The sequence below is a fragment of the Methylobacterium fujisawaense genome, assembly GCF_039619325.1.
Taxonomy (GTDB): Bacteria; Pseudomonadota; Alphaproteobacteria; order Rhizobiales; family Beijerinckiaceae; genus Methylobacterium; species Methylobacterium fujisawaense.
In genome coordinates this window covers 1-18,599 of sequence record NZ_CP155005.1, presented here as the reverse complement: position 1 = coordinate 18,599, position 18,599 = coordinate 1, and the positions used below count along the sequence as shown (strand labels likewise).

The 18,599-nt window shown below is 67.9% G+C and carries 21 protein-coding genes and 1 pseudogene; 10 read left to right on the top strand and 12 right to left on the bottom strand.

Annotated features, from left to right (window positions below; genetic code table 11):
- Positions 1-150: 150 nt before the first annotated feature.
- The 3 genes from ABC766_RS34175 to ABC766_RS34165 form a co-directional block, all read right to left on the bottom strand.
- Positions 151-1,827, bottom strand: coding sequence for an NRAMP family divalent metal transporter (locus ABC766_RS34175; RefSeq protein WP_043388287.1), 1,677 nt, complete (start codon positions 1,825-1,827; stop codon positions 151-153).
- A 22-nt stretch (positions 1,828-1,849) separates the two neighbouring features.
- Positions 1,850-2,335: a phosphoribosyl-ATP diphosphatase gene (gene hisE, locus ABC766_RS34170; RefSeq protein WP_051976331.1), complete on the bottom strand. Its 486-nt coding sequence runs from the start codon at positions 2,333-2,335 to the stop codon at positions 1,850-1,852.
- A gap of 258 nt (positions 2,336-2,593) precedes the next feature.
- Positions 2,594-2,818, bottom strand: a complete 225-nt coding sequence (locus tag ABC766_RS34165) for a hypothetical protein (RefSeq protein ID WP_043388285.1) — start codon at positions 2,816-2,818, stop codon at positions 2,594-2,596.
- Between the two features lie 344 nt (positions 2,819-3,162).
- Between ABC766_RS34165 and ABC766_RS34160 the strand changes: the two genes are divergently transcribed.
- Positions 3,163-3,489 carry a metal/formaldehyde-sensitive transcriptional repressor gene (locus ABC766_RS34160; RefSeq protein WP_053622404.1) on the top strand — a complete coding sequence of 109 codons (327 nt, stop codon included), beginning with the start codon at positions 3,163-3,165 and terminating at the stop codon, positions 3,487-3,489.
- A gap of 411 nt (positions 3,490-3,900) precedes the next feature.
- Here the strand turns inward: ABC766_RS34160 and ABC766_RS34155 are convergent.
- Positions 3,901-4,071: pseudogene (locus ABC766_RS34155) on the bottom strand (aldo/keto reductase); the annotation flags it as partial.
- Between the two features lie 31 nt (positions 4,072-4,102).
- Here ABC766_RS34155 and ABC766_RS34150 point away from each other — a divergent pair.
- Together ABC766_RS34150 and ABC766_RS34145 are read left to right on the top strand one after the other, a co-directional pair.
- Positions 4,103-4,321 carry a TetR/AcrR family transcriptional regulator gene (locus tag ABC766_RS34150; protein WP_306423994.1) on the top strand — a complete coding sequence of 73 codons (219 nt, stop codon included), beginning with the start codon at positions 4,103-4,105 and terminating at the stop codon, positions 4,319-4,321.
- Positions 4,322-4,732 carry a TetR family transcriptional regulator C-terminal domain-containing protein gene (locus ABC766_RS34145; RefSeq protein ID WP_238247135.1) on the top strand — a complete coding sequence of 137 codons (411 nt, stop codon included), beginning with the start codon at positions 4,322-4,324 and terminating at the stop codon, positions 4,730-4,732.
- 166 nt (positions 4,733-4,898) lie between these two features.
- Here the strand turns inward: ABC766_RS34145 and ABC766_RS34140 are convergent, their stop codons facing one another.
- Both ABC766_RS34140 and ABC766_RS34135 read right to left on the bottom strand, forming a co-directional pair.
- Entirely contained in the window at positions 4,899-5,267 is a 369-nt protein-coding gene (locus ABC766_RS34140; protein ID WP_051976340.1) for a hypothetical protein, read from the bottom strand.
- Positions 5,267-5,956 (bottom strand): ParA family protein, encoded by a 690-nt coding sequence (locus tag ABC766_RS34135; protein WP_043388460.1) that lies wholly within the window; start codon positions 5,954-5,956, stop codon positions 5,267-5,269. Before ABC766_RS34135 ends, ABC766_RS34140 begins: the two co-directional genes overlap by 1 nt.
- 851 nt (positions 5,957-6,807) lie before the next feature.
- On the opposite strand from ABC766_RS34135, the gene ABC766_RS34130 reads away from it, so the two are divergent.
- On the top strand, positions 6,808-7,626 hold the full coding sequence (locus ABC766_RS34130) for a GntR family transcriptional regulator (RefSeq protein WP_053622403.1): 819 nt from the start codon (positions 6,808-6,810) through the stop codon (positions 7,624-7,626).
- 175 nt (positions 7,627-7,801) lie between these two features.
- Positions 7,802-8,230, top strand: a complete 429-nt coding sequence (locus ABC766_RS34125; RefSeq protein ID WP_053608552.1) for a hypothetical protein — start codon at positions 7,802-7,804, stop codon at positions 8,228-8,230.
- 63 nt (positions 8,231-8,293) lie between these two features.
- On the opposite strand, the gene mobF is transcribed toward ABC766_RS34125, so the two are convergent.
- Both mobF and ABC766_RS34115 read right to left on the bottom strand, forming a co-directional pair.
- A complete protein-coding gene (gene mobF / locus ABC766_RS34120; protein WP_345822935.1) occupies positions 8,294-11,239 on the bottom strand; it encodes a MobF family relaxase in 2,946 nt (981 codons plus the stop codon).
- Positions 11,239-11,532 (bottom strand): hypothetical protein, encoded by a 294-nt coding sequence (locus ABC766_RS34115; RefSeq protein WP_043388352.1) that lies wholly within the window; start codon positions 11,530-11,532, stop codon positions 11,239-11,241. The genes mobF and ABC766_RS34115 overlap by 1 nt, the downstream gene beginning before the upstream one ends.
- A 271-nt stretch (positions 11,533-11,803) precedes the next feature.
- Here ABC766_RS34115 and ABC766_RS34110 point away from each other — a divergent pair, with 271 nt between their 5' ends.
- From ABC766_RS34110 to ABC766_RS34100, 3 genes are read left to right on the top strand one after another with little or no spacing between them, the layout of a single operon-like run.
- A complete protein-coding gene (locus ABC766_RS34110) occupies positions 11,804-12,316 on the top strand; it encodes a hypothetical protein (RefSeq protein WP_043388350.1) in 513 nt (170 codons plus the stop codon).
- A gap of 4 nt (positions 12,317-12,320) precedes the next feature.
- Entirely contained in the window at positions 12,321-13,127 is an 807-nt protein-coding gene (locus ABC766_RS34105; protein WP_043388347.1) for a hypothetical protein, read from the top strand.
- Positions 13,111-13,710 (top strand): hypothetical protein, encoded by a 600-nt coding sequence (locus ABC766_RS34100; protein WP_043388345.1) that lies wholly within the window; start codon positions 13,111-13,113, stop codon positions 13,708-13,710. The genes ABC766_RS34105 and ABC766_RS34100 overlap by 17 nt, the downstream gene beginning before the upstream one ends.
- 164 nt (positions 13,711-13,874) lie before the next feature.
- On the opposite strand, the gene ABC766_RS34095 is transcribed toward ABC766_RS34100, so the two are convergent.
- The 4 genes from ABC766_RS34095 to ABC766_RS34080 all read right to left on the bottom strand — a co-directional run bounded on the left by ABC766_RS34095 (position 13,875) and on the right by ABC766_RS34080 (position 17,523).
- Entirely contained in the window at positions 13,875-15,557 is a 1,683-nt protein-coding gene (locus ABC766_RS34095; RefSeq protein WP_059409751.1) for a type IV secretory system conjugative DNA transfer family protein, read from the bottom strand.
- 114 nt (positions 15,558-15,671) lie between these two features.
- Positions 15,672-16,289 carry a hypothetical protein gene (locus ABC766_RS34090; protein WP_133250946.1) on the bottom strand — a complete coding sequence of 206 codons (618 nt, stop codon included), beginning with the start codon at positions 16,287-16,289 and terminating at the stop codon, positions 15,672-15,674.
- Positions 16,282-16,539, bottom strand: a complete 258-nt coding sequence (locus ABC766_RS34085) for a hypothetical protein (protein ID WP_043388532.1) — start codon at positions 16,537-16,539, stop codon at positions 16,282-16,284. The genes ABC766_RS34090 and ABC766_RS34085 overlap by 8 nt, the downstream gene beginning before the upstream one ends.
- Before the next feature lie 387 nt (positions 16,540-16,926).
- A complete protein-coding gene (locus ABC766_RS34080) occupies positions 16,927-17,523 on the bottom strand; it encodes a recombinase family protein (protein WP_059409752.1) in 597 nt (198 codons plus the stop codon).
- Positions 17,524-17,787: 264 nt separating this feature from the next.
- Between ABC766_RS34080 and ABC766_RS34075 the strand changes: the two genes are divergently transcribed.
- Together ABC766_RS34075 and ABC766_RS34070 are read left to right on the top strand one after the other, a co-directional pair.
- Positions 17,788-18,030 carry an AbrB/MazE/SpoVT family DNA-binding domain-containing protein gene (locus ABC766_RS34075; RefSeq protein WP_043388476.1) on the top strand — a complete coding sequence of 81 codons (243 nt, stop codon included), beginning with the start codon at positions 17,788-17,790 and terminating at the stop codon, positions 18,028-18,030.
- The gene (locus ABC766_RS34070; protein WP_043388473.1) at positions 18,027-18,416 is read left to right on the top strand and encodes a PIN domain-containing protein; all 390 of its coding nucleotides are present in this window, start codon (positions 18,027-18,029) and stop codon (positions 18,414-18,416) included. The genes ABC766_RS34075 and ABC766_RS34070 overlap by 4 nt, the downstream gene beginning before the upstream one ends.
- Positions 18,417-18,599: the final 183 nt, after the last annotated feature.

The following is an 18,599-nucleotide window of genomic DNA, read 5'->3' as shown; positions in this document are numbered from 1 at the left end:
GGCCGGCGATCGCGCAGGCACGCGAGGATCGCCGCGCGCCGCCACACAGCCGGGTCGTGCAGGCCGAGGTGGAGCGCGGCCAGGTCCGACCTGAGCCACCGGAGCAGGCCGGCTCGGACGGCGGCCGGGATGAAGCGCCGCCGCACCGGTCTAGCCCTCGCCGCCGAGGGCGAGGCCGACGATGCGCATCAGGACGAGGCCGCCAGCGACGACGAGGTAGGCGCGCAGCACCACCATCCACACGCGCGCCGGCAGCGACAGCTTGGCGAGCGGGAGCTGATCCAGCGGCGGCATCCGCCAGCGCTCGCGCGGCAAGGTTGCCCGGTCGCCGGCCGCGGGATCGACGGCCAACCCGTCGGCGCACGTGCGCCGACGCAGGAGCGCGAGCGCGCCCGCGGTGACCAGCGCGACGAGGCTGCCGCCGACGAGCACGCCGACGATGACGGTCTCGTTCGTGGCGTCCGGGAACAGGACGGACGCGGTCAGGATCAGCGAGAGCATCACAAGCACGGAGATCACCGCGCCGGTGAACAGGTTCATCGCGCGCCCGTTCACCCACGGCCCGAGCACGGCCCTGTCGTTGCACAGCAGGAGCAGGAACACGCTGGCGCTGGGCAGGAGCACGCCGGCCAGCGTCTGCACGGCGTTGGTGAGCAGGCCGAGCGGCGTGCCGGGCGTCAGCACCAACCCTGCGGCCAGTGCAATCAGTCCGGAGTAGACCAGGAAGAAGCCCTTGGCCTCGCCGGGTTTGCGATGCAGCGAGTGCCGCAGGGCGAGGACGTCGCCGATGGCGTAGGCGGTAGCCAGCGACACGGCGGCCGCACCGATGATGCTGGCGTCGATGAGCGCGAGCGCGAACAGCACCGCCGGCACCGGGCCGACATACCGCTCCAGCCCGGCTGCGACCCCGCCCGCGTCACCGAAATTGCCGAACTCGGGCCTTCCGGCGAAGGTCGCGGCGCAGAAGGCCATCATCGCTACCGCGCCGACGATGACGAGCACGATGCCGAGGCAGAGATCGACCTTCTCGTAGCGCATGAAGCGCGGCGTGATCCGCTTGTCGATGACGTAGCTCTGCTGGAAGAACAGCTGCCAGGGCGCCACCGTGGTGCCGACGATGGCGATGATCAGCAGCATCACCTCCGAGAGCTTGGCGCCCGCGGGGAGCCGCGGCACGAGGAAGTCCCGGGCGATCTGGCCTACCGGCGGGTGCACGATCAGCACCACGGGCACGAGCAGGAGGCTGCCGGCGACGAGCGCCAGCGCGAAGCGTTCGAAGCGGCGGAAGTCGCCGGTGCTCGCGGCCGCGATCACGAGGATTGCAGCTGCGAGCACGCCCCAGAGCTTTGGCACACCGAGATAATCGAGGCCGAGGCTGATGCCGATGAACTCGGTGACGAGCGTCAGGGCGTTGAGGAGGAACAGGTCGATGACGCTGAACGCGCCCCAGAACCCGCCGAACCGCTCTAGGATGAGGCGGGCGTGCCCGACGCCCGTGACCGCGCCGAGGCGCAGCACCATCTCCTGGTTTACGAACAGGACCGGGATCAGCAGCGCCAGCGTCCACAGCAGCGCCGTGCCGTAGTTCTGGCCGGCCTGGGTGTAGGTGCCGAAGGCGCCGGCATCGTTGTCGCCGACCATGACGATGAGCCCGGGACCGAGGATCGCCAGGAGCGTCTTGAGGCGCGCCCCCCAGCCGATCCGGGGTGCGTGATCGCCCTCGGCGATGGTGCCGAGCGCGCCGCGAATGTCGCCGCGATGGGCCTCGTCCAAGACGGCCGTGGCGGGAAGGCTGGACGCGTCGAGCGCCGAGGTGTGAGCGGTCATAGGTGTCGTCCGACGCCGAGGATCAGGTGAAATCGTCGGCGGCGCGAACGCCGCCCGCTTCAGAGCTGCCCTTGGGCAGCTTCTCGGCGATGCCGAAGCGCTCGGCACGCCGGTACATCTCGGCCCAGATCTCGTCCGGGGCGATGCCGCACTCGCGCCAGAGCACGACGAGGTGGTAGAGCAGATCGGCGCTCTCGCGCACGGTGGCGCGAGCGTGCTGGCGCGACGCCTCGAGTGCGACCTCGCCCGCCTCCTCGATCAGCTTCTGCGCCATGCGCTTGGCGCCGGCCGCGAGCAGTCGCGCCGTGCGCGGATTGGTCTGCGGGGAGACCAGATCGAGCGCGGCGTAGAGCCTGGCGATCTCATCGGGCCCTGTCGCGCGGACACCCTCGGGCGCGCCGGGACAGGACGGAGCAAGCCGGCCTCCCGGGTCGGCATCGTCATCCGCCGCCGCAAAGGACGGCACGCCGCGACGCGGCGGCAGGGGATCGCGGACGAGAGAAACCATGCATGATGACTCCGAGCTTGGGTCGCGTGCGACCGGCTGGGCTCGGGCAAGGCATTCCGGTGCGGTTCAGGCCGCTCGCGAGGAGAGGTTGTCGCGCCAGATGACGCCGTGCTCGCGATCCGAGCCGGGGCGGGTGTGGGAGATCCGTCGGTCGCGCGCGCGACTGGGAGGCTCCACAGTGGATGAAGATCGGCCTGTCATGGTGCTTTCACAGCGCGGAGCCGCCGATACCTCAGCGGGTATCGGCGGCTTGTCGGATCAGCGGGGTGCGAGTTGCCAGGCGCAGACGAGACGATCCGCTTCGTCGCGTCGCCAGACGGCGACGACGTGATCGCCCGCCCACTTGGCCGGTGCCAACGTGTCACCGGTGACGGGACGCGTCGATGTGGGAGCGGCCGGGCTGGCGCCGCTGCGCCGCTGAGGGAAGAGCCCGGACCGCAGCGCGTAGGGCAGCGCGGGCGCGAGGGCGTGGACGAAAGCCATGGTCACCTCCTGTTCGTCGGGTGGTTGCGGATGCGACCCGAGAGGAGGTTTGAGCGCCAGCTGACGAAGCTGGCGAGACGAGGTCTTGCCGGCTCAGACCGTCAGATGATGGCGCTCCGCTCCGCGCGGGTCGACCATCCCCCGCCGGCGCGAGCCCGCACCGGACGGTGCGCGGCCTTCACCGATGGAGGATGAGGGTCTAGATCGAGGGTTCATCGGTCCCGAGGCGTTGACATCGGACCCGGCGCACGGCCGGATACCTGACCGGGTATGGTGACGAGGCTGACGGCTGTCAAGCCGGGTTCTTTGGAAAAGTTCTAAAACTGGCAGGTCGGACGAATTCGATGGCGAGACGGGATGACAGTGTCGACGCGGGATCACAGGCTCGGAGTGACACGCACGTACTGCGGGACAAGCGCGGGTTGGTGAACCGGGTGCGGCGCCTGCGCGGTCAGGTCGACGCCATCGAGCGCGCCTTGCAGGGCGAGTCGAGCTGCTCCGATCTTCTGCAGCGCATCACCGCCGCACGGGGTGCGATCAATGGTCTGATGGCCGAGGTTCTGGAGGAACATGTCCGTGAGTATCTGATCCCGCAGGCCAACTTGCCCGAGGAGACGCGCGAGGACGCCGGCGAGGAATTGATCGAGATCATTCATTCGTACTTGACTTAAATGACGTAAGTATTTTGTAATTTGAATAATAACTCCAAGAGGCATCGTTGTTCAAAAAACACTCAATATCAATTAAATAATTTCATGTATCATTGCCTCAGCGAGATGTATTAAGAGAGTTGTCAGGACGCGGTTGCGCTCCTCCGGGGTCTTCCTTACGAGGTTGGCGTCACTGTTCAGATGCTCCCCGCCAAGAGTTTTGGAAGTCGACATCTAACTGAAGTTGACTGTGGTGTAGATAGGCGTCGAAGGATGAAGCCGCGCAAAGCAGATGTAATCCATTATGGAAGCTAAGAAATTTGTACCGAAGGTGGGGCACGATCGTGCCCCACCTTCGGTACAAATTTTAATTTAAGAGCAATGACTTAAAGTGACCTGAGAGAGCGGTCAGCCTTTGAGGCTCTTTCACACATAGACATCGGCAGTGTCGACGAAGTTGCCACCCGCGTCCACGTAGGCGTCGAACACCGCCCGGCTGTCTGCCTCGTTCGAGCCCCAAGGCGCAGTGCCGAAGGTCATCGTGCTCAGCGCGAGGGGGCTCACGGCGAGGTCAGAGCGGCCCAAGGTGCGGTTGTCGGTCAGCTACATTGCTTAAATTTTCGTATTGTTTGATATGAAACCAATCGACCCAACATCCAGGCGCAAGACCGGCCGCCCGCTTTCATTCGACCCAGATGCTGCCCTGCTCCCGGCCATGCTGCTGTTCTGGCGCTACGGCTATGAGGCCACCTCCCTTGCCGAGCTTACGCGGGCGATGGGGGTTACACCGCCGAGCATCTACGTCGCCTACGGCGACAAGAAGGGGCTGTTCCGATCTGCGGTCCGGCGCTAATTGGCGCAGCCGCAGTCGCCCATTGACGTGATCGCGGAGGCACCCACCGCCGAGGCAGCCGCGCGCACGCTGATTAACGGCGCAGCGATGGCGTTCACCCGCACGGACACGCCGGCGGGGTGCCTGCTGGCCAGCTCGGCGATCGCGGTCTCGGCCGAGGCTGAGGATGTCAAAGAGGAATTGGCCGCGATCCGTCGGGAGATCGAAGCCGCGTTGCGCGACAAGATCGCCGCCGGCATCGACGCGGGAGACGTCCCGGGCACGGCGGATCCGACGGCGCTGGCAGCTTTCGTCATAACGGCGATCCAGGGACTGTCCACCCTGGCGCGCGACGGCGGGAGCCGCGCGAAGCTCCAGCAGGTGGCGAAATTGGCCATGCTCGTTTGGCCATCACCACGATCTCACGCTTGAGAGCTCAACGCTCCGTAAGCTGCCCTTATGCGCATGACAACGAACCAGCTTGGCTTGGCCTTCCAGACCTTGATTGTGCCCTGTGTGGGAGGCGCCGTGGGTCTTCCTGGCAGCTGTCTGGTTTCTTTTGGCTTCCTATTCGGTGCCCGATAGGCTTTTGAGAAGGTCATTTCCTTTTGTGGGCGGCCTCGTAGGCTTCAAGCGCTCTTTCCAGCAGCTCGCCAAGCACCAAGCGGTGTTCGTCGGCTAGGCGGGTGAAGCGCTGGGCGGTCTCTTCCGTCACCTTGAGGCTGAGCTGTTTGTTGCGGCCGGTGCGGTAGCGGCGCTGTTCGACCTTGGCCAATGCCGGCTTCGCCTTCTCGCGTGGGGCGGACTCGCGGCTGGGGAAACCTTCCGCTTCGGAGACGGCACGAATTGCCTCGACCGGCGGCTTCGGCTGCTGGGCAGCGCGTGGCGTGGGCTTGAAGTCGTCCAGTCCACCGAGGTCGAGCTTGCCGAGCGGATCGGTGCGTTCAGGCTTGGGCTGGCCGGGCATCACGCAACCTCCTTGGCCTGCTCGCGCTTGTCGCGCAGGCGCTGCACAATCTCCGCGGCGTACTCGGCCGCGTTGTTGATCGCCACGGTCGTGTTGGCGACCCCCTTCCCTGCTAGGCCCTGCAGCGTGCCACCATAGGAGAACATGGCACGGTAGGCCTCACGGTCGCACAAGCGGGTTTTCAGGACCGGGATCGCGCGCTCGTCGAAGCTCTGCAAGATGTGCTTGAGGGTGTGGGGCATGATCGCGGGATTCGTGCGCGTGATCAGCACCGTGTAGGGAATGGCCCTCCCCCCGCGCTTCTCCGTCCGCTTGATGAGCCCGATCTGACGGGCAGCCTGCGAGGCGTCGAACTGCGAGCCTTGGACGGGGATCACAACTAGGTCGGACATCGAGATTGCGTGGCTGACCATGAGGCTCGCCAAGCCCTCCAGATCCACGATCACGAAGGCGGTCATGCTGGCCGCCTCCTCGATCTTGTCCATGATCGTCTCTTCCGTCGCGCCGCCTACGACCTGAAGGGTGGCGGGCAGGCCCGGCAGCTGCGCCCATTCTTGGACGAACTGATTGGGGTCGGCGTCGATGATGGTTACGGTCGCTCCCTGCTCCGCCAGCATGCTGGCGAGGATGCAGGCAGCCGTGGTTTTGCCGGCACCGCCCTTAGGCGATGAGAACGTGATGACAGGCATAGACACCTCGTTAGAAGCTGTCAGGCACCGGGAAGCTGCCGGGCAGCCGTTAGGTGCCGGGAAGCTGTCGGAAAGCCATCCGGTTCCGGGAAGCTTCCAGCTCTGCGGTAAAAGCCACCTTAACCCGGCGACACCCTGTTTATAACCAGAAAGCTGTCAGATAGCCATTCTCTTTCGGAAAGCTGTCTGGATCCTGGCGTATGTCTGACTGAACGGCGCTAGGCGCCCTCCCCGGTATTCGTATGAGGGTATCAGACAGCTGTCAGACAGCTGATTGGTTTCCACTAAATACTAAACCTTGGCCGTTTTGTCCTACAAAGCGAGCGAGTCTTATTCCCCGGCTCAACCGGGCCGAATTTTCGGCCGAGATGGTGCGCGCCACCGCCAAAACCGTCGCGGCGGTCACCGCCTGGCCGCGTGCTCTCGCCTCGCCGGAGGGGCACGCGCGCTACGTTCATCGAATAAGGAGAAGTGCCTACCGGAATATGGGGTGGTTCAGGACGGCAGGAAAAAGGTCATCAGCCACCCGCAACGTTGACTTAGCCGTGCCGCCCGGTCGACATGGGCTGTCATGGCCGTGCTCGCCCAAGCGAGTCGTGAGCCAGCCATTCAGGAGAGCAATCGCCGCAGTAGGACCCTGAAAAGCCAAAGGCCCCACCCCGGCAAGGGTGAGGCCTTCGAAATCGAGATGGCCTGTGAGGCACAACAGCATCCCTCACAAGCCATAAAGCGCCCTCAGGCGTCAAGTCGGAACCCCGGTTCCGGCAACGATATCGGCTTGTCTTGAACGGAGCGCACAGCTTGCGCCGCCAAACGTCCCCCTGTGGCCCTATGGAAAAGGGCCAAGACACGTGTTTGCCGAAAAAATCCGCTGCGCGATCGAGGCGGCTGACCGAATCACCCTTCCGTCCGTGACGGCGCTGCTCTGGCGCGCTTACGGCGAAGGGCACGTCACGGAGACCGAGGCCGAGACCCTGTCCGGGCTGATCGAGGCGCGCACGGACGCGCCCGCGGCTCGTCGGCTACCGGCGGGTCTACGACCCAGCCCTGAGGCTGCAATCGCGCCCACGTTCCAGGACGGCGCAGGAGCACCCAGGAGGGCCGTCGGCTCACGCCCGCGCACGGAGGCCTCGCTGGAGCGCCGCCGCCGCTGGGCGGCTTCGGGAAGGCTGCCGCCGGGGTTAGCGGCCCAGTTCACCCTGGCCGAGCAGGCGGTGCTGGCCCTGGTGGCCACGGAAACCTCAAAACGAGGCGATTGCCGACTGGCCGTGGGGCAGCTCGCGGCGATCGCGGGCGTGGCCGAGACTACCGTCCGCAACGCCCTGCGCGAGGCCAAGAGACTCGGGCTCGTCACCGTCGAGGAGCGGCGGGTGACGGGCTTCAGGAACGACACCAACGTCGTGCGCATCGTCTCGCCCGAGTGGCAGGCGTGGATGCGGCTGGCGCGCAAGCCGGGCAGAGAACTCTCGGGTGCTGAGGATCACCGGGCCACGCTGAGCGATGGGGGAGGGTGCAAATCCGCGAAGCGCACGAGTACTGGAGTTCTCATCCTGTCAGAATCGGGGAAAACGGAACCGTCGAAGGGCTGTCGGGGGGCAGCGGTCGACCTCGACCGGAGCGGGCACACGCGAATCCGCGCGGGTCGTGGCACGGGCCGAGCCATGCGCTGAGGGTCTGAGCTCGTGCGGTCTAACGAACGCCGCCCTCTCCTCGGGAGACGGGCAGGGCTTCTTCGGCCTCAAGCCCATCAGGCCCCCACCGACCGAATGCCATCCCCGCCCAGACCCCTGTGCGGACGACCCGTCTCGCTCTACGGTCACGCTTCGATCCCGTATCCCGATCCCCATGCCGATCCGGCCCGAGCACCGCTTCTTCTACCCGATCGACTGGCCCCAGCTCTCGGCCGTAATCCGGTTCGGGCGCGCTCAGGGACGCTGCGAGGGCTGCGGGCGACCGCACGGGCGGACGGTAGTCCACCTCGGCGACGGGCGATGGTGGGATGCGGACGCGGCCTCCTGGCGCGACAGGCGCGGGCGGCGGGTGCGCGTCCAGCCCGGTGCTGTGGACGTCCTCAGGACCGTGCGCCGGACCCGGGTGGTTCTGGCCGCGGCCCATCGCGACCACGACACCGCCAACAACGCCGATGCCAATCTCGCCGCCTTCTGCCAGCGCTGCCATATCATCCACGATCGGCCCGAACACCGCCGACGCCGCTGGACGACCCTGTTTCGCCGCAAGGCGCTCGGCGACCTGTTCCGCGGACCCTACGCCTGAGCGCAGGCGGCCTGGATCAGTGCGGCACGGATCCGGATCGGTCGCGGACCACAGGAATGGAGCTCATCGCTCGATACCGACGTCGCGATCGCGCGGCGGCACCGAGCTGGGGCGGCCGAGGTGGCGGGCGAACCGCATGACCAGGGCGCGCGTCACCGGCGCCGACGCGCGGCTCAGGCGGCGCCCGCAGGCGTCGACCAAGCGCCAAGCGGGCACAATCAGGCAATCCACCCCGAGCCACGCCACGGCCTCGCGCAGAGCCCGGGCCGCGCGGATCGCTCGGCGCACGTCGACGCCCGGGCTGACCCGCTCTGTCAGTCCGAGCAGCCCGTCGCGCACGAACGCCACCCGGTCAGCGGTGTAGTCGACCACGTTGGCCTTCTCGCGGTAGGTCCGTGCCTCCCGGAACAGCCGTTCCAGCACCAGCGTGTCGGTCGCCGGCACGCGCGCATCCGCCTGCCGCTGCCGACACAGGGCGTCGAGCCGGTCGCGCTCGACCACCACCCGCGCATCGTGCCGGTGGCGGGTCAGCCCGACATACACCTCGCGCGCGTCCGTGCTGGCCCCGAGGTACACCACCGCCGCGCAACAGGTTCGGCCCTGCGCCGCGTAAGTTGTACCTGCGTAGGCGTGTACGATCTTGGGTTGTGATGATCGGCGGCCGAAGCGTGGCTCCCGCGTCAGCTGCTCCCAGGCCGTGTCGAGCGCGCGCCCGTCCTCCAGCCGCAGCCGTAGGCGCGGTCCCGCGTCCGGATCGGTGGTGATCGCCTCAACCCGGGCGCGGTTGCCGTTGCGCAGGCCCAAGTGCGGCAGGCTCTCGCCGAACCGCAGGACGTCGCCGATCGCGAGCGCCAGCGGTACGACCTCATCGGCGCGGTTGCGCGACGGCAGCGCGACTACGTCGGGTCCGAGCTGTCCTTCCGCCCGCAGCACGGCCCGCGCCCGCGCGTTCAGCGCCGCCGCATCGGCATTGCGCCGGGTCACAATCAGCGCGTCGCCTTTATGGACCACGCGCTGCTCGGACCAGAGCGCGATCACCCGGGCGTGAGCCGCCTCGGCTCCGGAGATCAGCTCGACCCGGTCGTTGGCGGCGTAGGCGCGCAGACCCGCCTCGGCATCGCCGCGCGCCATCACCACCGAGGCGGCACGCTGCCAATCCACCGTCTGCCGGCGGACGTGTTCGAGCACGGCCGAGCGTCCGACCACCTCGGCGACCGCCCGCAGCGCGCTGGCGCCCCCGACCGAGGCGAGCTGACGCCGGTCGCCGATCAGCACCACTTTGGCCCCGGCCGCCTGCGCCGCGCTCAGCACGGCTTCCAGGTCACGGGTTGATACCATCCCGGCCTCGTCGACCAGCACCAGGGTGTCGGCGCCGAATGCCGGCGAGGGATCGGGGTGAGGCGCGGGGTCCGGATCCGTCGCCCGAGTCCGATCGTGGCGCCAGCGCGCGATCGCCTGCGCCAGGATCCCGGTGGAGCGCGCGAGCTCGTCGGCGGCGACCCAGGATGGTGCCAAGCCGACGACGCGCAATCCAGAGTCGTGGGCCGCGGCCACCAGGGCTGCGGCCGTGGTCGTCTTACCTGTGCCCGCGCCGGCCTGGAGCAGAGACACCCCATCCGGACCGGCAGCATGGCGCACGGCCTCGCCCTGTTCGGGGCTGAGATGGCCCGCCCGCGCAAGGGCCGCTTCGACCGCCTCGGGGGTGATCCAGATCCGCTCCAGCGGGCGGTCGGCGGCGCGCAGCATCGCGGCCTCGCAGGCGGCGATGCCCGGGCTGGTCCAGCACGCGTGGGCGCCCGGCACCCTCTCGGCGGCGCTCAGTGGCAGCAGCGTGCCGTCCCGCTCCAGGCGGGCGAGCTCCGCCTCCACGGCATCGACCCCGAGTCCCTGCACGCCAGCGAGCTCCAGAGCGCGCTGGAGCAGGTCCTTGCGCGTCACCACACTCTCGTGCCGAAACAACGCCGAGGCGGCGCGCGTGACCGGGCTGTCGCCGGGGATCTCGGGCTGATCGAACGGGGGGTCGCGTTCCGTCTCACGCGCGGCGGCCATCGCGATGGCGGGGTCGCGCTCGGGATGGCGCGCGGCATCCCACGGATCGAGCGCGCAGACGGCGAGCTCCTCGCGCCAGCGCGCCTCCAGCTCGGCGCCGGTCGGCAGCTCGTGCTTGCCGCGGCGCGTGGCGAGCGCGGCGATCTCGCGCTGGGCGCTGGTGGCGCCGGCCCCGGCGTAGTTGAGGATCTGCTCCGAGCGTTTGGAGAAGGCCGCCAGCACCGCCTCGGGCGGGCCGGCGATCTCCCACTGCCCGCGCCCGGCCTCGCGGTAGCGCAGGCCGAAACGGCGATGCAGGTCCTCGGCCAAGGCAGCGCGATACGCGGCACCCACGCAAATCTGGTAAGCGTAGAGTTGTTCGACCTCGATGGTCAGATGTGTCTGTGATTTGTAACGTCCGGATCCAGATTTAGGCGGCGCACCGGCAGCGTTGATGAAGACACAGTGCGTATGGATATTTGGATCGCCTTCTCGGGTCGTGTAATGATCGAAGCGGCCGACGATGATGTCACTCGGCCGGTGCCGTTCGACGCCGCCCGCACCGGTTCGGACGGTGACCAGTCCCTCCGCCGCCACGAAGGCGAGCGCCCGCTCGACGGCGGCGCGGTGGGCGGCCTCGATCGCGGCGCGCTGCTCGGGCGTGCCGGCCATCCAGAGGACGGAGACGGATTTCCCGGGGGTCAGGGTGCAATCCTGTCCGGCCCAGTGGCCTGGACCGGCGCCGCGGACCAGCGGCTTGCCGGTTCCGGGATGGAACCCCGCGCACAGGTCGCGGAACGAGCTCGCGTCGATCGCCGCGCCGTGGCGCACGACGCTCTCACCGCTGCTCCACCACACCCCGCCGCGGTCCGCGAGGTAGTACTCGTCGCGCCGGTCCGGCCTGGCTTCGCGCTCGCTGTCATTGGTGTAGTATAGCCCGGCCTCGGCCCCGGCGCCGAGGCGGTGCAGCGAGGCGGTCATCAGGCCAGATCCGGGCCGCCAGTGCCCTTGCGATAGCGGCAGATCTGGGACAGGTCGATGCCGGTCGACGGGGCCCCGAGCTCACCGACGGCCTGTGCCATGTCGAGGATCGCGGCGTCGACCTGTTCCATGCGCTCGATCAGGACACGGTGGCGGATCGCCACCTCCAGGGCTTGAGCGACGCAGTCGGCCGCCAGGCTCTCGGAGGCCCAGCCGCGCTCGGCCGCGGCGGCGCTCAACCGGGCGGCGAGGGATGCCTCCAGCGTGATCGTGAGCTTGACCTGATCGGCCATCGGCGTACCTGCTGCGTGCGGATCCGGACGGCAGCCCTGGCACGGTCGCGACGGCCTGGCGAGGCTCGCATGGCCGCGCGGTTAACGCTTCACCACTTCAGTGCGTGTGGTGTGATACCCCTCCCCTTGCCGTACACGCTACCGTATCGCTGCCGTCCTCAGCCGTAGCCTGCCGTCCGCTGCCGGACCTTAACGTCGGCTTGCCGTCGCCCCCGGCATTCGCGCGATCGGCTGCACGCCCTGGCAAGCCCCGCCTTGCTAGGGCGTCGCCATGGCCCAGCGCCCCCGCCTCGACCTACGCCGCCTCGCCCGCGACGCCGCCGCCACCCCCGACAGCCGCCGCAAGGCCGGTGCGCCGGGTGGTCGGCCCGCCACGGGCTTGATGGACATCGTGCGCGACCACCTCGACGCTCTGGTCGCCCTCCAGGCCGGCGGCTTGACCTGGGACGCGGTCGCGGCCGGGCTCACGGCGCAGGGCTTCACCACCGCCGCCGGCGAGCCGATCACCGGGCGCAACCTCACCGGCGTCATCTCCAGCGTGCGCCGGCAGGCCGCCGCCCGCGCCTCCAGGACGGCGGCGCGGGCGGCTCGCCCCGACCGCGCGGATCCCGCACCGTCGCCCGCGGCCTCGACCGGTTCCAGGTCACGGCCGACACGGCTCGCCCCGGAGCTGCGCTCGGGCAGCGATACACCGGACCCCGCGCCTACAGACGCACCGCTCACCGAGGCGGAGATCCGCCAGATGCAGGCCGAGCGGCACGCCCACCTGTTCAAGAAGGACTGACCTCATGCCCCGCGTCCTCCTCGTCGCCCAGGAAACCGGCGGCGTCGGCAAGTCAACTGTGACCCGCGGCCTCGCCGAGGCGGTGCCGGATGCCCCGATCCTGGAGATCGAGTCGGTGCACCGTCTGACCGAGTTCAAGGCCGCGACGGCCGCGAATGAGCCGGGCAGCGTGCAGCACTTCCTCATGCGCGCCTCGCGCGAGGCGATCGACGCCAGCGGCGGCAAGGCGGCGCGTGCCGAGTTCGACGACGTGATCAACGCGCTCTTCGAGGTCGCGACCCCCACGCTGGTGGACATCGGCGCCAACACCTCGGCGTCTCTGCTGGGGGTCCTGACGCACGAGGCACCGGCGCTGCGCGAGGCCGGGATCGAGCTCGGGCTCGTGGTGGTGGTCGCCGCCGAGGCCGGCGCGCTCGCCGACGGCGGCGCGCTGCTGCACGCGGCCAAGGACTGGGCGGGCGCCCGCTTCGTCGTGGCCAACGCGGTGCGGGGCGCCGTCGATCCGGCCCTGCTCAAGCGGGTAGCCGGCGACGCGGTGGTCACGCACCTGCGCCAATTCGAGCTGGAGGACAGGACGCGCGAGGTGCTGGCGGCAGGTCAGCTGCGCGGCGTCAGTCGGCTCGACCGGGCGGGCTTGGTCAAGCAGACCTCGCAGGCGCAGGCCGGACGGATGCTGCGCGATCTGACCGCGTTCCGCCTCGCCGTGATGGAGGCGGTCAAGCCGGCAGCCCTCTGGCTGGTCGAAGAAGCGCCGGTTCCGGCTCGGGCCGGTACGCCGGCAGGGGGGAGCAAGCGTGCCCGCAACGCCTGAGGACGTGCACGCCCGCCTCACGCGGGCTGATCGCGCCGCGCGCGAGGCTGCGGCCGGGTTCGAGCGGGACAGCCGCGCCGCGCTCACCCGGCTGAAGACGCGCCCGATCCACGAGCGGTTTGCGGCGTTGGAAGAGGGCGCAGTACAGCTCCTGCCCGAACATCGGCGCGAGCTCCTGCTCTCCATCCGTGACCGGTCCGACGCTGTGGGGCCGGGCGCCCGGCCCGCTCCTGGCCACGCCAGCCGCATCGCGGTCTGGCGCGGGCGCCTGCCGTTCCGCGTACGCCGGCTCACCCGTGACGCCCTGCTCGCGCTCTGTCTCCTGCTCGCGCTGCTCCTAGCCTATCGCCGCACGCCGATCTCCTGGGTCGAGGTTCGGAGCGACCGGGATGTGGCCATCGCCTGGGTCATGCCGGACGGGCGACCCGCCGGGGATCGCCTCGTGGCGGGCCGCGCCTACGCGCTGATGCGGGACGCCGACGGCATGGCCGAGCTGCGCGACTGGCGCCCTGGTGAGGGCTATGCCGCGACGCGTGTGCCATCTGATTGGCTGCGGACCCGCTCCGGACCGGCCTCACGCTGAGGTCCGTATCCCTCGATCGGTTGCGGCTCACCTCGGGCATGTGGCGTTCCGGCGGTCCGGCGCCGCTGGGTGGATCCGCCCTGCCAACCGCGGCGGCCGCGTTTTCCACCCTCGACCGAGGCGCGTCCGGCTGGCGCTCGCGCCTGCGTGGCGGCGTCCCCGGCTCAGCGCGCCCGGCCGACCGGCGGCACGGCGGTGATCAGCTTGCGAAAGCGCGGGTCGGTGTGCGCGACCGTCTTCTTCAGGCGCAGCGGATGGCGGGTCTGGCCGCCGCTGTTGGGAAACACCAGGAGCTCGTCGCCCGGCATCGCGATCAGCGCCTCCTTGGTCATCAAGCGCGCGCCCTGCGAGGCCCGGGTCGTGGACGGGCTGCCCTTGGCGTCGCCGGTCGGGGCCGTCCGGGTCTCGACGAAGGCGGTGTAGTCGCCGATCGCCCGCGACCAGCGCTCGGTCTCGTCCGGATCGACGGCCGGGACGTCGAAGACGGTGACGACCTCGGCGGTGTTGAGCAGCACGTCAGCCCCGGCCTCGCCGTAGAGCCCGACGAGCTGGGCGCGATCCTGCCACATCGTCCACAGGCTGGCGCCGTAGCCCGGCAACTCGCCCGCCGCGGTCAGCAGCGCGTCGAACCGGCCGAGCACCGCGGCCTCGTCGACGAAGATCATCAACCGCTCGGCCGGGCGGTGGCGACGCACCGAAGCGAAAAGGTCGGACAGCAGCCAGCGCAGGAACGGGGCTAGCACCGCCTTGTACTCGGTCGGCACCGCCACGAACAGGTCGACGGCGCCGGTGGACAGCTCCGATAGCTGGAAGGTCGAGTCGCCGACGAGGTCGCGCAGGCGCCGGTCGGCCAGCCACTGGAACGCCTGTAGGGCGGTGGATTTGATCGGGTCCTTGGTCTTCGGATCGGCCTGCAGGATCTCCATGGCGGCGTAGGCCGCGGGCTCGGGCCAGTGGGTGACGTACTGTTGCAGGAGGCCATGGAAGCGGGCCTCGTCGGTGAGCAGATCCTGGACCTCCACGACCGTGCACGCCTCCGGCTGGCGCAGGGCGACCAACAGCGCGCCGGTGATCAGGTCGACGGCCCGATTGCGGAAGTAGGCGGAGGCCTCGCCGTCACCGGTGGCCTCGGGCAGAAGGGCCAGGGCGGTGCTCTGAAGGTAGAGGACGTCGTCCGGGTCGCGGCCCTGGAGCGGGTTCCAGTGGTCGGTGCCGCCGGCCAGACCCATGGGGTCGAGGCAGATGACGCGGCGCCCGAGCGCCCGGCGCCGTGCGGCGACGGAGCGGTAGACCTCCCCCTTGGGATCGAACACGACCGCGGGTCCGCCCCAGCCCTGAGGTTCGGGAAAGGCGAGATTGGGGATGAGCAAGCCCGACGTCTTGCCCTTGCGCGGCGGCGCGATGGTGACGAGCGTGCCTTGCACGGCGAGGCGCACGGCACGGCCGGTCTCCGGGTCGCGGCCGAGTTCGAGCCCGCCGCGCAGGCGGCCGCGCTCGGTCGCGGTGGCGAAGCGGGCCGAGCCGAACAGGTCGGAGGTGTCCCGCTTCTGTTCGGGCTTGGCGCGCCGTAGTAGCGCGGCGCCAAACAGGATCAGGAGGGGCGAGAAGGCGATGAGTGGGGCTAGCGACCAGCCGCCATTCGCGAATTCGGGCGCGCGACCGATCAGCATGAGGTACGGCATCGCGAGCGCGTCACCGGCATGCGGGGAGAATAGGGCCCCGAACCAGGCACCGGGGCGCGTCACCTCTGCGGGCCAATACGCTGGGTCGAGCCCGTTCTGGATCAAACCGGCGACTGGGTAGGCCAGGAGCACGGTCGCGAGGAAGGCTGAGAAGATCAGGCGCATTGCGGATCAGTCACGAGGAAAGTAGGCAGCATCGCTGCAAGCACAGCTTGCCCCTCTGTCTCACTTGAAGTTCGACGACGGCATGTCCTCGCGGACCAAAAAGCTTGGAAGAAATTATCTATAATCTAGAGAGGCTAATTTTTCGAGACTTATTTTTTCTTTCAGCCAGGCAGCATTGAGTTGTTCTAGCCACATGGGACGATGACGAGTCCTGAGATCATCAAATCTTAGATGCATCGATGCGACCTCCGGATCGTTCAGAAAGGCCGCCTCGCACAGTGCGGCAAGACCATCAGCATCGAGGGCGTCGAACGCGTGGAGCACACGTGTGGCCAACTTGCGCTGCTCGGTGAGATCCGTCTCGGATCCTCCCAACTGCGCGAGGCGGACCTGACGACCCGCGTAGCGTGACACCGCCTCGTTGATACATGTCGTGACTGCGATGCTGGCGAAAGAATTCGGATTGTAGGCCAACATCTGAACCTGATGCCACGTGGGCAGCAGCACGATCCCGTCTCTTGCAAAGGCCTCCAGTTGCTCAGGTTGCGGCACCGCAAGCCGGTTGTTCTCGAACCAGCGCGTGTCGGGCTGGTGAACCTGGAGTACGGTGTAGGTCGTCGAGCCCATCCGCCGGGCGAAAGCGTTTGCCGCAGCGACCCACTGAGGATGGCGTGCGTCGTCGATGAGGATGATGTCGCGCCCGGTCCTCGCCGGCATTGTCTGTTCAGGCATGACCCTGCACCTGCGGCTTGAGCACGACTACGCCCCGCGTCCGAAAGAGCATTTCGTCGGCCTCTGTCCAGATGGCCCCAAAGCCGCTCAGATCCTGGCCGGGACGTGCCGACACCACGTTATAGTTCGGGCGCACAAGACCAAGCTCGGACGCCCAGCGGGCCTCGGCCTGCCGCACGTCGGGGTGAATCTCTGTATTGACGATAAGCAAGTCCTTGAAAAGCGCTCTCAGCAGCGCGTCCTTGTCCATGGGAGACATAACGATCCTTGCACCCGATCTATATGAACGATGACAGTCGCAATAGAAGGATCGTGTTTCTGAAGCGGCTGGTAAATCGGTAAAATTGATACGATTTGCTCAGTTCACATAAGCTTCGAAGAGATATAAGTATTAACCAAGGTATCCTCTTCAGATGCGCGTCGCCCATCGCCTCACATATTGCTCAGGATGTAGAAAACCTGCCGCCTGCGAGGTTGACGGCATTTGAGAGCGCATCAAGGTAGTGGGAGGCCCTCGGGCGGTCCTCTGGTGTTATCTTGATCGTTATTTGGCATTGATCCTCGGCGTCTCTGTCGCTCTGTATCGAGGGAAACCGGTGATGTGTGAACCCAATGCCGGGCGCCGTGCCGCGTCCACTTAGGTCGCCACGACAGCAGGCATCGTAGATTGGCGCTCCAGGGTCCGGTAGACGGTCGGCCGTGAGACTGAAAACAGCTCGGCCAAGTCGCTGATCGCGTAGTCGCCTGTGTCGTACATCCGGCGCAGCTCCTTCTGCTGGCGATCCGAGAGCTTAGGCTTCTTGCCCCGCAGCTTCCCCTTGGCGCGTGCCATCGCCATGCCCTCGCGCGTGCGCAGCCGGATCAGGTCCGCCTCGAACTCGGCAAACGTCGCCAGGATGTTGAAGAACAGCTTGCCCATCGGGTCGGACGGGTCGTGCACGCTGGCGCCGAGCTGGAGCCTCACACCCCGTTCCGCGAGCGCGTCGCCAATCGCGCGCGCGTCCGGCACCGATCGGGCCAGCCGGTCGAGCTTGGGTACTACTAGGGTATCGCCACTCCGGACCGCGGCCAGCGCTTGGTCGAGGCCCGGGCGTGCCCGGTTCGTCCCCGTGAAGCCCTTGTCAGTGTAGATGCGGTCAGTCGCCACCCCGAGCTGGAACAGCGCGTGGCGCTGGGCAGCGAGGTCCTGCTTGTCGGTCGAGCAGCGGGCATAGCCGATCAGCACATGCGTCATGAGCGGGACTGTAACGTACAGGGTCCCCTCACCGCAATTTTTATCGTACCAACCTATTGAGACAGCGTCCGCGCAGACGGATTGATCCTTTGCGAGCGGATCTTCCGAGCGTCCGTTGACCGATCCCCTTGCGGACATAGCTAAGCGGCACCACACGTCCAGAGTGATCCAGCATCGCGACGCCATGACGTCAGTCGCTTACCCTGGCGTGAACTGGTATTTTTGGCGTACATTGGTTTGCATGGCAGACAGTAGAGGCGTCCCATGAGAGCCAAGGTGATGCCCGATGGGCGCGTGAGCCTGCCGGCCGATCTCCGCAAGCGGCATGGCCTCATTCACGGAGGCGAGGTCATCGTCGAGGATTTGGGCGACGCCATCGTGCTGCGGACGCTCGATCAGGTCGTCGCCCGGGCACAGGCTCTGAGCCGCAGGCTGATCGGCGACAAGGCAGGCGCGTCCGTGGCGGACTTCCTCGCCGACCGGGCCCGTGAGGCCGAGGCCGAATGACGAGCTTCGTCCTCGACGCGTCCGCGCTGCTTGCCCTGCTGCTGGCTGAGCCGGGAGCGGATCGGGTGAAGGCCGGGCTCGACGGGTCTGTCATGACGATCGTCAATCTGGCCGAAGTAGTCAGCCACTACGCCAAGCTCGGGGCTGCACGCCCTGATATCGAAGCGCTGTTGCGCCCCTTGCCGATCCGGTGGGCCGCCGTCGATGCCGCGCTGTCGTACGAGGCCGGCATGCTGCGTCCGCTCACGGTTGCGGGTGGTCTGTCGCTCGGGGATCGCTACTGCTTGGCCCTTGCCAAACGTGAAGGTCGGCCAGCGCTTACGGCGGAGCGGCGCTGGTCGACGATCGCCGAGGCAGCTGGTGTCGTGGTCGAGATGATCCGCTGAGGGCTGCGCGGAAGGACCAGGTCGACGGCGGAGATGCGCGCGAAGCCGACGCGCATGTCGGGATCGTGCCAAACCGGCGTTTGCCCGCCAATAGAAAAGCCGACACGTTTTTCCGACACAACCGGGGTTGTTTCGAGCGACTAGCGTGTGACCTTCAGCGATAAATGGCAGTGTTTTTGGAGC

Excerpts from the sequence above, each read along its gene's own strand:
- ABC766_RS34175 (WP_043388287.1), bottom strand. The coding sequence starts at position 1,827 with ATGACCGCTCACACCTCGGCGCTCGACGCGTCCAGCCTTCCCGCCACG.
- hisE (WP_051976331.1), bottom strand. The coding sequence starts at position 2,335 with ATGGTTTCTCTCGTCCGCGATCCCCTGCCGCCGCGTCGCGGCGTGCCG.
- ABC766_RS34165 (WP_043388285.1), bottom strand. The coding sequence starts at position 2,818 with ATGGCTTTCGTCCACGCCCTCGCGCCCGCGCTGCCCTACGCGCTGCGG.
- ABC766_RS34160 (WP_053622404.1), top strand. The coding sequence starts at position 3,163 with ATGGCGAGACGGGATGACAGTGTCGACGCGGGATCACAGGCTCGGAGT.
- ABC766_RS34150 (WP_306423994.1), top strand. The coding sequence starts at position 4,103 with ATGAAACCAATCGACCCAACATCCAGGCGCAAGACCGGCCGCCCGCTT.
- ABC766_RS34140 (WP_051976340.1), bottom strand. The coding sequence starts at position 5,267 with ATGCCCGGCCAGCCCAAGCCTGAACGCACCGATCCGCTCGGCAAGCTC.
- ABC766_RS34135 (WP_043388460.1), bottom strand. The coding sequence starts at position 5,956 with ATGCCTGTCATCACGTTCTCATCGCCTAAGGGCGGTGCCGGCAAAACC.
- ABC766_RS34125 (WP_053608552.1), top strand. The coding sequence starts at position 7,802 with ATGCCGATCCGGCCCGAGCACCGCTTCTTCTACCCGATCGACTGGCCC.
- mobF (WP_345822935.1), bottom strand. The coding sequence starts at position 11,239 with ATGACCGCCTCGCTGCACCGCCTCGGCGCCGGGGCCGAGGCCGGGCTA.
- ABC766_RS34115 (WP_043388352.1), bottom strand. The coding sequence starts at position 11,532 with ATGGCCGATCAGGTCAAGCTCACGATCACGCTGGAGGCATCCCTCGCC.
- ABC766_RS34110 (WP_043388350.1), top strand. The coding sequence starts at position 11,804 with ATGGCCCAGCGCCCCCGCCTCGACCTACGCCGCCTCGCCCGCGACGCC.
- ABC766_RS34105 (WP_043388347.1), top strand. The coding sequence starts at position 12,321 with ATGCCCCGCGTCCTCCTCGTCGCCCAGGAAACCGGCGGCGTCGGCAAG.
- ABC766_RS34095 (WP_059409751.1), bottom strand. The coding sequence starts at position 15,557 with ATGCGCCTGATCTTCTCAGCCTTCCTCGCGACCGTGCTCCTGGCCTAC.
- ABC766_RS34090 (WP_133250946.1), bottom strand. The coding sequence starts at position 16,289 with ATGCCTGAACAGACAATGCCGGCGAGGACCGGGCGCGACATCATCCTC.
- ABC766_RS34085 (WP_043388532.1), bottom strand. The coding sequence starts at position 16,539 with ATGGACAAGGACGCGCTGCTGAGAGCGCTTTTCAAGGACTTGCTTATC.
- ABC766_RS34080 (WP_059409752.1), bottom strand. The coding sequence starts at position 17,523 with ATGACGCATGTGCTGATCGGCTATGCCCGCTGCTCGACCGACAAGCAG.
- ABC766_RS34075 (WP_043388476.1), top strand. The coding sequence starts at position 17,788 with ATGAGAGCCAAGGTGATGCCCGATGGGCGCGTGAGCCTGCCGGCCGAT.
- ABC766_RS34070 (WP_043388473.1), top strand. The coding sequence starts at position 18,027 with ATGACGAGCTTCGTCCTCGACGCGTCCGCGCTGCTTGCCCTGCTGCTG.